The following is a 10956-nucleotide window of genomic DNA, read 5'->3' on the forward strand; positions in this document are numbered from 1 at the left end:
GCGGAGAGGGTACCGCTGCTGGCCCTCCTGCCTCTACCGTATGATCCAAAGTGCTGCAGTTATTCTATGAATTCAGGCATAAAAGTAAATAAAGACAAGGCCAACTAGAGCGAGAGCCAAGAAGGCACCCATGCGAAACAGAATTCCGGAATAAAGCGGAAGTTCAGCGATATTCTGGGCAATAGCCGTGAAAAATGGATTGGTCATTCCGGCACCCAGACCCGCACATGCACCAACCAATACGACGGCAGTGCCGACTATCACGTCATATCCGAAGCGCAGATACAACGGAACGATGAGAGGCACAAGTACAATGCTCAGTTCATACATGCCAGTTAATGATACCAGCGTACCGAAAGATAGGATCAGGGTTAGTGTCATCGGCAGGAAGTGTAAATGTTGCAGCTTTCCAGCCAATGAGTTAATCGATGCTTCCAGCAAGCCGATATGTTTGACAACGCCGAAGGCTCCACCAACAAACAGCACCATGGCCATCAAACCGCTTGCCTGCTTGAAGCCTTCAAAGAATGAAAGAAAGAAGTCAGTAAATCCTATATAAGACTTTTCGACAATCTGGAATGATTCAGGATCGATAAGCGTTCTTCCGTCTACGACGGTTCTTTCAAACACTCCACTGGGTATTAAATTAGCGGCAATACATACCAAGACCAGAATAACGGACAGCATTAAAAATGGGTGCTGTTCCTTGTATTCAGTGTCTTGGCAAGAAGTTGGTGCAGAGGTCTGCTCCTGTCTCTCGAGAGGTTTGTCTATATCCCCTGGGTTCATTTTATAACTCATTGATTTTTATCCCTATTCGCATTTAGCGTGATTGTGGTTGGAGTGCAGGGAAACCCCTTCTCATCTATGGCAATCTCATTTGGGGTTAACTCAGGCCGACATTGTTGGCACGGCTGTATAGTAGATACGTTGGCCGTCTATCTGGGCTGGCCTCGATGGCAGCCCAGCGCGCTTGCCGTGTCGGACTCCATGTTAGTTCAGGTTTATACACACTATAAGAAAAATGGAAATATCTTATCGTTAGTATTAAAATAAGTGATAATAGTCTGTGACAGGCCACTCCCATGCGCTACCAACTGCCATTCGATGCCAAAGCCTTGGCGATCTTCGTTGCTGTCGTCGAAACCCGTAGCATGTCGGATGCTGCTAAGAAGTTAGCGATGACCCAGTCCGCCATTTCACAGGCGGTCAAGATGATCGAGACCGAGCTTGGAGTGACGCTTCTGGACCGGAGCATGAGGCCCATGCAAGTCACGGTCGCCGGTAACGCCGTCTATAGCAGCGCCAGTCGCTGGTTATCGGAGATGACTGCACTGAGAAACCAGCTATCGACTGCCAACACCACGCGCTTGCCTCTGCTACGCTGCGGTCTGGTGGACTCCTTCGCGTCGACCGGGGGGCCCTCTCTGATCAAGAATATCGTGGACCGTGCCGAGAACCTTAGCGTGATTTCAGGCGTATCGCCGATCATGTGGGAGGGAATCAGGAATCGAGACCTAGATCTCGCCATCACTATGCCGCCACCTGCGCCAATCCCTGGAGTATCTCAGTTTCCGTTGCTGCAGGAAGCCTACGTCCTGGCCTTGCCGAAGAGCTTTGACACGGAATACAAGGAGCTGAAGACGCTGGTACAGACGCTGGCCTTTATACGCTATTCTGGGCGCACGCCCAGCGGCACCGAAGCGGGGAATTACCTAAAGTGGTTGCGGCTGCAGCCTGGTCCTGGACTCGAGTTTGATACAGCCGATGCAGTCCTGTCGATGGTAGCCTCGGGATTAGGCTGGACCATGACGACCCCCTTGTGCCTTTTGCAGGCCAAGAGCCATCTTGCCAACGTGAAATGCGAGCCGTTACCGGGCCCTGCTGTATATCGACAACTGGTCATCATGTGCCGCACGGCTGAGCTGGGGAAACTGCCGGAGGAGATAGCAGCCATTGCCAAACGCATCCTCAGGGAGGAAGCTTTTCAGGAGGTTTCGCGATACGCGACCTGGTTTCGGGAAGAGCATTTCCGTTCTCAATAGAGAGAATAATCATTTACCCAAGCTCATGTGATCGTCTACATGAACTGGTTTCTACGTGTTTTGCAGCGACGGCTTCACGGTAACGAGTATCAATCACTAGGCTCGTTAATGGGTAATGCCCAACCAGAGGCATATTGGGTGAGAATGAGGGCCATCGACCAGACAATCCGAAGAGGCCGCCTCTTTGCTCCATCCGTTGGCAAGGTGGTATCAAACAGCCACTCTGGATACCCGCTTTGTTTTGAACTGTTCCTGAAATACCTTAGCGAGCTTCCTCCATTCCTTTAGAGCTGATGGTTTTGAACGCAAGTGAAGACTTAAAGCTCATTTAGGTCGACGAGGATACTAGGCTCTGAAAGTCGCTCTTTTACAATTGCTACCATCTCTTGGTCGTCAAGTCGCTCAAGCATAGCTTCGTAGATTTCAGCCGGGACACAATAGAATGCAGGTTTGTTTCGGTTTAGAACGGCGATAGGGAATCCTTCCCCAGAATACACGATCGCCATCGGACTCTTTTTGAGCTCTGAGATGCTTGCGGTTACTTCAGAATAGATTTGGTTAGTCATAAGTATCTCCCCGAGGCCTGTTAATAGATCGTATACCAATAGCAAGGGAGCTCGCCTGCAAGGTAAAGGGCCTCTGAATAGGTTGTAAGAAACAAGCGCTTGGTTTTCGGTCGTTCTTAGTCGAAATAGTCAGCCAAAGGCTGTGTAGCTACCTGGGCAAGTAGCCATACACTCCCAGCCTGAAGGGTGTACCGCACAATTAAACGCTCCTCTGCCTCGTCTAGCGACATCAATAGGTCTTTATTAGGTGGGCTATGATAGGTTGGGGAAAACTGCTCGCGGGCCAAAAACGCATCAATTGCTTGGTCAACAGCCTCTTCATCGATGGAGGTTGTGATCGTCAGCTCAAAATTGACAAGATCTTCAGAGAGAGCGTTGCGGTTATCGATTGTCAGTGTGTCGATACTAACTAGGTGGTTAGATCGAAGTTGAGTATCCAGCCACTCTTGTAGGTCAAGTTTAACCTTCTCCTTCGATGGCCCCACCTCCTCATTGCCACATGCAGCAAGGAGGATGGTCATCACGATAAAGAAAGCCCATACAGATTGTCTGATAGTCGCATCCATGCTATTTCACCTGAGAATGAATAGAACTAGTTCACAGCATCCTTCAATGCCTTTCCGGCTTTAAATACAGGCACATTAGCGGCTGGAATATTGATCACTTGTCCTGTCTGCGGGTTACGACCAATACGCGAATCACGTTTACGAGTTTCGAATGTGCCAAAGCCAATTAATGAAAGCTTGTCACCATTGGCCATCGTGGTTGCTACAGCCTCGGTGAACGCGTCCAAGATCCTGGTTGCTTTAGCTTTAGAAACATCTGCTGAAACAGCAATGCGGTCTACAAGCTCTTTTTTGTTCATGAGTCTAGTCCTTAATTTGACTTAATTTTCGAGCCACCCAGTGAACAATATAGCGGTGGGTACGAGGTGGGACAACGATCTGTAACCGTGTTTAATTTTCAGAGAATCGCCACGGTTGTCGATCTAACTCTGGATCGAGCCACTGCAGAAGAAGGCCAACTGTGCAGAACGTAGATGTTGAAACCAAATAGTTTATGAAATCGTGTTTTACTCAAGCATATGCATTGCATATGCTTGAGTGTGTTGCTATATTACATATGTAATGCATATGCAGGAGGTTTTATGCGCACAGTATCCATTTTCAAGAACGGTAAAAACCAAGCTGTTCGGTTGCCCGCTGATATGTCTTATGAAGGTATCGGGGAGCTTGAGATCACCCGAGAAGGGGACGTAATTACATTGCGTCCGGTACGACCCTCCTGGACGTCTTTTGCTGAGCTGCCGAAAGCGGATGACAACTTTCTTATTGATCGTCCAGACGTTGTAAGCGATGAAGGCAGGTTTAATCTGTGACGACCTACATGCTTGATACGTGTATCTGTTCATTCATCATGCGGGAACATCCGCCATCGGTTATTAGTCGCCTTGCCGCCGAAGTTGAGCGGGGCAATCGCATTGTCGCTTCGGCTATTACATATGCAGAAATGCGCTATGGCCAAATCGGCAAAAAAGCATCTGCTAAGCACAAGCCTCTAGTCGATGAATTTGTGAAGCGGCTGGATGCAGTTTTGTCCTGGGATCAGCCAGCCGTTGATGCGACCGTAGAGCTAATGCAGGCCTTAGCCAAGGCAGGCACCCCGATTGGCGCTAATGATTCAGCAATTGCAGGGCATGCCATCGCTTCAGCCAGCACCTTGGTGACAAATAATGTTCGCGAGTTTAGTCGTGTTCCTGGGCTTGTTTACGAAGATTGGGTTCATTAACAAGTGAAAAGTAGGGAGAGCACAATGGGACCTATGTCAGTAAAGCTAAGAGAACGGTACCAGAAGTACAGCCATGTAGTAGCAGTACCCCACGAGGCGAATTGGGCCATAGAGATCGGCACGGGTCGCCGGGGAGTGGAATTACTGAGTGATGATACAGGCAAAATACTAGAATTTTTGAGTGAGCAATCCGCATGTGGATATATTGCGGAAGCACTGGAAGGTCTGTAAGCCTCACGGAACATATAAGGCTGTCGCAGGCGTACTAAAGTGTCTGGTTACAAAGTGAAGAAATGTAATAACCATATCATTCCCCAGGCCAACCTTATGCTGGACTCCCTTGACGCCAACATCGGCTTTGTGAGATTTAATGGCTGGTCGGCAACATGTAGGAGGGGACTGAGTGCTACAAAAAGCTGAGTTCTCAGTTGATCTACTTTGATAAGAGAGCTTATTGCGGTAATCGTGTTAGTTTTGGAGACGATAGAAGACCGCTCGGTAATAGGTATTCGCCCTCTGCTAGTGGTATTGCCAACCTGGAAAACGTCGGCTCCAAATTAATTCCTGCCATTTGCCAAGCTTTCCAGACCAAAGTCGTGCAATAAATTGCATCAACGCCAAATACTCTGAATGGTGTTCCTTCCTTTGCTATCGCCCAATCTACCGCGCTTTGCCTCTCAGCATCAGTGGCATCAACTTGATAGACAGAAAAGTAACGAGACTGTTCTGGCGCGATAAAGAAGCTCAGTGGGTCGATAACCACTCCATCGATACGACCTGGGATTTCAGCAGGAGAAGAGTGGATCACAACCCATTGGTCATCCTGCTTCGCAAGCATGCCGACATGGCTAAAGCTTCCATTATCAATTGCTAATACTGCATTGCTTACGAACTCAGTGCCTTCCCGAAAAATAAGGTCTCCCGGGCGAGCATCGCCCAATTCATCTGCTGTTGATAGGGGGGCGAGAGTATACAGCGAGATGAAAGCTATTGTAGTGCGTACCCAGGAGAACTTGGTCATCAATCTAAGCTTATCTTCCAATCGCCATCAATTTTGACTAGCCGTGTATTTTCAGTAGTACTTTTGCCATTTCCATAGTTGATTTGGCTCTGGATCGTCGCCTGACTACCGTCGTCTGAGATAACAGAATTGAGGGTTTCCACAGAGTCGAAACCGTCGTTAGCATTTATGCGGTTCTGAACTTCACCGACAATCATTTGCACTTTGCCTCTGGCTTGAACCATGTCGTTTGCGCTGACACTTGCAAATGATATTTGGTCAATAGCTTTATCAGTGTCACCTTGTGCGGCAGCTTTGAAGAACGCCTCAACGGTATCTTCTGGCTTCCCACCGGAGCAAGCGGTAAGTGTGAGCACAGCCAAAAGCAATAGTAATGGATAAAACAAGTAGTTTTTCATGTTAGTCCCTTTGATAAATCCTTCCCCCGTCTGATGATAATAACAAAGTTTTATGAGGTTGTTTTATGCATTTTGGGAAAGATGGCATGGGCTGAATGAGTACTAATACCTCTCAAGTACTGACTAAGATATTTAAGGAGTATTCGATGGTTCACTTGGTAACCGTTTTTCATCATCTATCACCCGAACTTTGGTAGGCACTTTTTGTGACCACTTCCAGAACACGATGTTAATGTCACGATGGGTTGCTCCATTTGCTTGAGATGGCACGCGAATGCCAGTGAAACCCTCTTCAATCAGCTGCGCTGCGATCTCCCAAGCAATGACTGGCTCGCGTCGAAGCTTCTTGTTCAGCCAAGCTTCGTGCATCCACTCCTTCGGATTAGGGCGCACTCGCTCTTGAATTGCTGGGTCACAAAGGTTTAATAGGGGGCCGCAATCAACATGGTAGGTACAAAGCGTCAGCGGCTGGGTCTTGAATGGGAAGCCTTGCTGGGCCTCAAGCCAAGCGGTTTCAAAGCGCTCACTGGTGTACAACGCTTGGAGACCTACTGGGTTCCAACGCCCCCCATTCCTAGCTGCACCCTCCCCGGATTCAGGCGCATGTTGCCACCTAAGATTGTGGCCACGATAGACGACCCCTTTGTACTGAAACCCTAGTTTCAGCAGGCTCATGCATAGCCTCCCTCAGCAATGTGAGAGATATAAGCTCGTACATCATCAGCACGACCATGACTGACCAACTCTTCTGCTGTGAGGTCTCCAAGAGGGGGAATCGGGTACGTGCGGTACCATGACCACGCCCCGCTGATCGAGCCAGCCCATGGTTCGATCCGCTTAAGGATCTCCATAGTTTGGCGTAGGCGCTGCTGTGTGGAGACTGCATGGAGACGGTCCTTGCGGATTATCGCACTATGACTCAGCCCGATCGCATGAGCGAACTCACGCTTAGTGATATGCAGCTCATTCAAGAGAGCTTCTGCCATGATAAAGCCCTCATGGTCCACGACGTCTTTAATTTTGATGCTCATTTTTGTCACCTAAATTGACGTATATATATGTCATTCTATGTGTCAGATTAGGTTTCGTCAAAGCTAGTGAAGAGCATGTGTTGCATCGCCAGTCGCTGCTACACAACCTTTCCCGCTACAGCTAAAACTATGGGGTGAGGAAGGCTATTGAATCCCCGACTAGCTGTGTTGAGGAAAAGGAACAGACCTAAAAGGCCAAACGGAACCGACTAATGGAATGGTTTTTTAATGGAATGGTTTTGAAGGGGAAGGGGCTTATCCATGAAAGAATAGTTGATTGAAAATCCCAAAAGGCGGAAAGGGTCAAAAGGCTGCCCCAGCCACTCAAGTATCTGCAACATAGACATGCTTCTGTTCCATCTGACAATCTTATCTCACTGCGTCTAACGCACATCTAAATGCTACTTTGTTGCCTCATTTAACAAGATTTCATCAATTCACTAGTTAACACTCTTCGATTGTTTCAATCGCGAAATATTCTATAGCGCGATTTTATTTATCTATAGGTCTATTCGACCGCATTGTTCAGTGTCTCGTGCTGTTAGTCCTGATTGAGCATTTGCGCCAAGTCCGCCAAGCACTCATCTCAAAAAGTACGGGATACGGGAGCATGCCGTAATGAATAAAGTGTTTCGTTTGATTTGGAGTCGCACGCTTGGCAGATTGGTTGTGGCGTCTGAAGCAGCACGCAGTCACGATAAATCGGCCACTCAGTCTACACGAATGAGTCAATCGGTCATTACCACGCAGTCTTCAAGTCTTTATAAGTTGTCGTCATTAGCTGCAGTTGTCGCAATTGTGAGTTTAACGGCTTCTCACCAGGCACTCGCAGTTAGGTTTTCGGATGGTGCGGCAAGTGATACAACGTATTTAGGATTTATGTCTGGTGATTCAGCCCCATTAGCGGGTGACTCCAGCGTCAACAATTGTTTTACGACTGACGCAGACAACGATCTTTGGTCATGTCTCGGTCAAACGTCAGGGGGCGGGATTTTCTTCCTCTCTGGGTTTGATGATCCACAAGAGACTAGGTTTGATAACGCCCCTGCTCAAGGGGCCATTGCAATCGGATCAGGCGCATCAGCACACAATACTAATGCTATGATATGGGCACTGAGGCAACTGCTTCTGGCCAGAAGAACATTAGCATTGGCTATGCTAATACTGTTTCAGATAACCGCTCGGGCGCTTTTGGTAGTGACAATACGCTAAATGCTACTGGTGCCTTTGTGATCGGTAATAGTTCAAGCTTTACCCAGGCCGGTGCCGAATACACTTCTAGAACTACTCCTTCGGAAGTCATAAAAACACCTAATTCAGAAAATGCCTTTGCAATTCGACATGGCGCAAAATCGTTCTCTATTACCCGCTGATATGTCATCAGGAGGCTATGTCCCACGAACAGCTCAATATTTGCTATTGGCACTGGTGCCTCTGTAAAGAACTCCCCACACGCATATACCATCTGAAAAGCTGCCTTTGTAAATAGCTCACCCAGCGCCTACTTTCCTCATGACAAGCGTTCAACACTTGTCATTACATTTTGGGCACCGATATGGATGTCTTGGACGATTTTTTCGATGTCCAGTATATGCTGTTGGATCTGTCCGCTTTTTGCAGTCGCGCTCTCCATGCTGGCACTGGTCTCCATGACCATTGCGCGGTGCTCTGCTAACACAGCAGCAATGCGTGTGGCGGCTTCCCCCGAGCGATATGCTAACTGACGCACCTCGTGAGCGACCACAGCAAAGCCCTTGCCTTGCTCTCCTGCGTGAGCTGCCTCGATGGATGCATTTAAAGAAAGCAGTTTGGTATGTTCGGCAATTTGCGAAATGTCTTGAGAAAGTGATCCGATATTTTTTGCATGGTTGACTAAATCGGCAGAGTACTCGCGCGCCTGCACCATCTCAGCGACTGAGTCCTGGCACTCCTTTATAATGTCGTGAAGTTGCTCTAAGCCGACTGTCGCGATCTGCTTTGTCTGAACGGCGGTTGCTTGGGCCGAGACTACCGCTTGGTGGGTAGCCTTCGCGATTTCCTCATCGCGGGTCACGTCTGTAGCGAACTTAACCACGCGGATAACGTGCCCTTCGGGGTCGAGAACGGGGTTGTATGTAGCTTCAAGCCACAAGGTATTCCTGTAGGCGTCGATCCTCTCATACTTTCCTTGCCGGTATTCTCCAGCAGATAGGCTGTTCCAGAAGTCATGATATTCGGTGCTGCTGGCGTAATCAGCGTGACAGAAGATTCGGTGGTGCTGCCCCTTTATCTGGTCGTGATCATATCCAGTAGCGGCCAGAAAGTTACTGTTGGCCTGGATGATAGTTCCATCTGGTTTGAATTCAATGATCGCCATCGACCTGCTCAGAGCATTGACGGTGGCCTGCGCCGCCAGATGAGCTGTCTGCTTCTTTGTCACATCATTGGCGATTTTAACTATTTTAGTGACCCGCCCATCGCGGGGATGAATGACTGGCATGTAGGTGGCTTCAATCCACACATCTTCACCATAACGATTGATGCGGCGAAAGGTGCCTGACTGATGCTCTCCCCGTATTAGCGCATCCCAGAAATATCGGTATTGTTTGGTTTCAGAGACGCCTGGTGGACAGAAAATCTGGTGATGACTGCCAACCACATCGGACAGACTGTATCCCATAATATCTAGAAAAATCGGACTTGCATCGATGACAGTGCCATTGGGCTTGAATGAGATGCAGGCCATATTCTGAGAAAGTGCTTGTTCCAAAGGAGTCCTTGCGACCGTTGATGCGCTCGTTAGTAACAACGTCAGGAGGTTTTTCATAGGAATCTCATGCTGTTATCAGTGGAGTATGGTTGCGCAGTTTATAATATTACTGCTGAAAATTATTCTAAAAGCCCACTATCGAGGGAGCCTAGAGCTGGGTGCCTGCCAGTTTCAGTGAGCAAACGGAAAGTGCGTGTGATTACTCGGTACGAACAGGTTATAGTTGAAAGCTTCAGGCAATCAGGAAAAAGCTGGTAAACGCAGAAAAATCAACAATATTCCACTAGTATCTTAAAAATTAACGCCCACTTTATTCATGAATAAATAAACCCAATGTCGCTATCACCACAAAATAAACGCTATATCTACTCGCGCTTCGGGAGTTTTTTAAAGAAGTTTGTAATGTTCTCTTTTACTACTCTCCGGGGGCGCTTGCTGCTAGGAGCCGCTGCGTTATGGGGTTTATTGTGCGTAATACTGCTAACATCCGGTTGGCAAGCGGGACGGCTTCTAGTTAATGAGACTAATCACCAGCATCTGCGTTACGAAGCCGAACTCATTAGTAATACCATCACTTTACAAGTTAATGAGAGATTGACTGAGCTTGGCCGTTTAGCTCAGGGCATTTCTATGCCTATAGAGGGTGCCCTAAACGCGCAGCATGCACATATCTGGGGAAATCTTTTCGAAGCGTTGATTTTATTCGACCTTCAGAGCCAAATCGTTGATGAGTGGCCTGTCGATGGCGGACGCAAGGGAGCTGTTCTTGCCGACCGTGACTATGCGCGCTTTATGCAGGCTTTCAAGACGCCACATATTAGTGAACCCCTCATCGGCCGCATCACTGGATCCCCTCTGATTTTGATGTTAACTCCTTTATATGATGCAGAGGGCAGCTACACCGGATTTTTAGGTGGTTTGGTCAATATCAAGGAAAGTCGACTTTTCAAAAACTTCGATAGCCTGCGTCTAGGCGATGATGGTTATGTCACTATTACTGCTGCTTCCAGACAGCGGATTTATGCACCTCATCAACAGGAAGCCATTGTTACTCTTCCTAAAAATATTTCGCCAATCCTTGAGCAGGCTCTCATTGGCTGGGAAGGAGAAAGTGTCGAGAATTCGCTATCTGGAGAGCGTCAGCTAGTCGCATATCGCCAAGTCTGGCCAGCCAACTGGATCGTGGGTGTACACCTACCACAAGCCCAGGCTGAGGCTCCGCTTATTGCCGGGATGGAGAAAATTTCTTCCTATGCCTGGGGAGGGCTGATACTTATCTTTCCCCACGAAGGAGTATATAGTGAACTTTATGTACTTCACTGAGTGAGTGAGTGAGTGCCCCATGAGCAGCGCCTTTT

The 10956-nt window shown here is 48.2% G+C and carries 15 protein-coding genes; 6 read left to right on the top strand and 9 right to left on the bottom strand.

The window, feature by feature from the left end; all coding sequences use genetic code 11:
- Positions 1 to 72: 72 nt before the first annotated feature.
- Entirely contained in the window at positions 73 to 801 is a 729-nt protein-coding gene (locus tag INT33_RS20175; RefSeq protein ID WP_193092867.1) for a hypothetical protein, read from the bottom strand.
- Between the two features lie 284 nt (positions 802 to 1085).
- Here INT33_RS20175 and INT33_RS20180 point away from each other — a divergent pair, with 284 nt between their 5' ends.
- Positions 1086 to 2045, top strand: coding sequence for a LysR family transcriptional regulator (locus INT33_RS20180; protein WP_193092868.1), 960 nt, complete (start codon positions 1086 to 1088; stop codon positions 2043 to 2045).
- A gap of 317 nt (positions 2046 to 2362) precedes the next feature.
- Here the strand turns inward: INT33_RS20180 and INT33_RS20185 are convergent, their stop codons facing one another.
- The 3 genes from INT33_RS20185 to INT33_RS20195 all read right to left on the bottom strand — a co-directional run bounded on the left by INT33_RS20185 (position 2363) and on the right by INT33_RS20195 (position 3476).
- Positions 2363 to 2611 carry a type II toxin-antitoxin system Phd/YefM family antitoxin gene (locus INT33_RS20185; RefSeq protein ID WP_193092869.1) on the bottom strand — a complete coding sequence of 83 codons (249 nt, stop codon included), beginning with the start codon at positions 2609 to 2611 and terminating at the stop codon, positions 2363 to 2365.
- Between the two features lie 116 nt (positions 2612 to 2727).
- Complete coding sequence (locus INT33_RS20190) at positions 2728 to 3177, bottom strand: hypothetical protein (protein WP_193092870.1); 450 nt, start codon at positions 3175 to 3177, stop codon at positions 2728 to 2730.
- 26 nt (positions 3178 to 3203) lie between these two features.
- A complete protein-coding gene (locus INT33_RS20195) occupies positions 3204 to 3476 on the bottom strand; it encodes an HU family DNA-binding protein (RefSeq protein ID WP_193092871.1) in 273 nt (90 codons plus the stop codon).
- Between the two features lie 282 nt (positions 3477 to 3758).
- On the opposite strand from INT33_RS20195, the gene vapB reads away from it, so the two are divergent.
- Positions 3759 to 3989, top strand: a complete 231-nt coding sequence (gene vapB / locus INT33_RS20200) for a type II toxin-antitoxin system VapB family antitoxin (protein ID WP_193092872.1) — start codon at positions 3759 to 3761, stop codon at positions 3987 to 3989.
- Positions 3986 to 4399 (top strand): type II toxin-antitoxin system VapC family toxin, encoded by a 414-nt coding sequence (locus INT33_RS20205; RefSeq protein ID WP_319643948.1) that lies wholly within the window; start codon positions 3986 to 3988, stop codon positions 4397 to 4399. Before vapB ends, INT33_RS20205 begins: the two co-directional genes overlap by 4 nt.
- Before the next feature lie 451 nt (positions 4400 to 4850).
- On the opposite strand, the gene INT33_RS20210 is transcribed toward INT33_RS20205, so the two are convergent.
- The 4 genes from INT33_RS20210 to INT33_RS20225 all read right to left on the bottom strand — a co-directional run bounded on the left by INT33_RS20210 (position 4851) and on the right by INT33_RS20225 (position 6849).
- Positions 4851 to 5441: a YiiX/YebB-like N1pC/P60 family cysteine hydrolase gene (locus INT33_RS20210; RefSeq protein WP_193092873.1), complete on the bottom strand. Its 591-nt coding sequence runs from the start codon at positions 5439 to 5441 to the stop codon at positions 4851 to 4853.
- On the bottom strand, positions 5420 to 5818 hold the full coding sequence (locus INT33_RS20215; RefSeq protein WP_193092874.1) for a DUF4878 domain-containing protein: 399 nt from the start codon (positions 5816 to 5818) through the stop codon (positions 5420 to 5422). The genes INT33_RS20210 and INT33_RS20215 overlap by 22 nt, the downstream gene beginning before the upstream one ends.
- 132 nt (positions 5819 to 5950) lie before the next feature.
- A complete protein-coding gene (locus INT33_RS20220) occupies positions 5951 to 6493 on the bottom strand; it encodes an RES family NAD+ phosphorylase (RefSeq protein WP_193092875.1) in 543 nt (180 codons plus the stop codon).
- Positions 6490 to 6849, bottom strand: a complete 360-nt coding sequence (locus INT33_RS20225) for an XRE family transcriptional regulator (RefSeq protein ID WP_089037365.1) — start codon at positions 6847 to 6849, stop codon at positions 6490 to 6492. Before INT33_RS20225 ends, INT33_RS20220 begins: the two co-directional genes overlap by 4 nt.
- 618 nt (positions 6850 to 7467) lie before the next feature.
- Between INT33_RS20225 and INT33_RS21615 the strand changes: the two genes are divergently transcribed.
- Together INT33_RS21615 and INT33_RS20235 are read left to right on the top strand one after the other, a co-directional pair.
- Positions 7468 to 8061 carry an ESPR domain-containing protein gene (locus INT33_RS21615; protein WP_193092876.1) on the top strand — a complete coding sequence of 198 codons (594 nt, stop codon included), beginning with the start codon at positions 7468 to 7470 and terminating at the stop codon, positions 8059 to 8061.
- A complete protein-coding gene (locus INT33_RS20235) occupies positions 7956 to 8222 on the top strand; it encodes a hypothetical protein (RefSeq protein ID WP_193092880.1) in 267 nt (88 codons plus the stop codon). The genes INT33_RS21615 and INT33_RS20235 overlap by 106 nt, the downstream gene beginning before the upstream one ends.
- Before the next feature lie 137 nt (positions 8223 to 8359).
- Here INT33_RS20235 and INT33_RS21500 read toward each other — a convergent pair whose 3' ends face one another.
- Positions 8360 to 9655 carry a methyl-accepting chemotaxis protein gene (locus INT33_RS21500; RefSeq protein WP_193092877.1) on the bottom strand — a complete coding sequence of 432 codons (1296 nt, stop codon included), beginning with the start codon at positions 9653 to 9655 and terminating at the stop codon, positions 8360 to 8362.
- Between the two features lie 276 nt (positions 9656 to 9931).
- Between INT33_RS21500 and INT33_RS20245 the strand changes: the two genes are divergently transcribed.
- The gene (locus tag INT33_RS20245; RefSeq protein ID WP_193092878.1) at positions 9932 to 10921 is read left to right on the top strand and encodes a cache domain-containing protein; all 990 of its coding nucleotides are present in this window, start codon (positions 9932 to 9934) and stop codon (positions 10919 to 10921) included.
- The last annotated feature ends 35 nt before the right edge of the window (positions 10922 to 10956 follow it).

The sequence above is a fragment of the Halomonas colorata genome, assembly GCF_014897985.1.
Taxonomy (GTDB): Bacteria; Pseudomonadota; Gammaproteobacteria; order Pseudomonadales; family Halomonadaceae; genus Vreelandella; species Vreelandella colorata.

Excerpts from the sequence above, each read along its gene's own strand:
- INT33_RS20175 (WP_193092867.1), bottom strand. The coding sequence starts at position 801 with ATGAGTTATAAAATGAACCCAGGGGATATAGACAAACCTCTCGAGAGA.
- INT33_RS20180 (WP_193092868.1), top strand. The coding sequence starts at position 1,086 with ATGCGCTACCAACTGCCATTCGATGCCAAAGCCTTGGCGATCTTCGTT.
- INT33_RS20185 (WP_193092869.1), bottom strand. The coding sequence starts at position 2,611 with ATGACTAACCAAATCTATTCTGAAGTAACCGCAAGCATCTCAGAGCTC.
- INT33_RS20190 (WP_193092870.1), bottom strand. The coding sequence starts at position 3,177 with ATGGATGCGACTATCAGACAATCTGTATGGGCTTTCTTTATCGTGATG.
- INT33_RS20195 (WP_193092871.1), bottom strand. The coding sequence starts at position 3,476 with ATGAACAAAAAAGAGCTTGTAGACCGCATTGCTGTTTCAGCAGATGTT.
- vapB (WP_193092872.1), top strand. The coding sequence starts at position 3,759 with ATGCGCACAGTATCCATTTTCAAGAACGGTAAAAACCAAGCTGTTCGG.
- INT33_RS20215 (WP_193092874.1), bottom strand. The coding sequence starts at position 5,818 with ATGAAAAACTACTTGTTTTATCCATTACTATTGCTTTTGGCTGTGCTC.
- INT33_RS20220 (WP_193092875.1), bottom strand. The coding sequence starts at position 6,493 with ATGAGCCTGCTGAAACTAGGGTTTCAGTACAAAGGGGTCGTCTATCGT.
- INT33_RS20225 (WP_089037365.1), bottom strand. The coding sequence starts at position 6,849 with ATGAGCATCAAAATTAAAGACGTCGTGGACCATGAGGGCTTTATCATG.
- INT33_RS21615 (WP_193092876.1), top strand. The coding sequence starts at position 7,468 with ATGAATAAAGTGTTTCGTTTGATTTGGAGTCGCACGCTTGGCAGATTG.
- INT33_RS20235 (WP_193092880.1), top strand. The coding sequence starts at position 7,956 with ATGGGCACTGAGGCAACTGCTTCTGGCCAGAAGAACATTAGCATTGGC.
- INT33_RS21500 (WP_193092877.1), bottom strand. The coding sequence starts at position 9,655 with ATGAAAAACCTCCTGACGTTGTTACTAACGAGCGCATCAACGGTCGCA.
- INT33_RS20245 (WP_193092878.1), top strand. The coding sequence starts at position 9,932 with ATGTCGCTATCACCACAAAATAAACGCTATATCTACTCGCGCTTCGGG.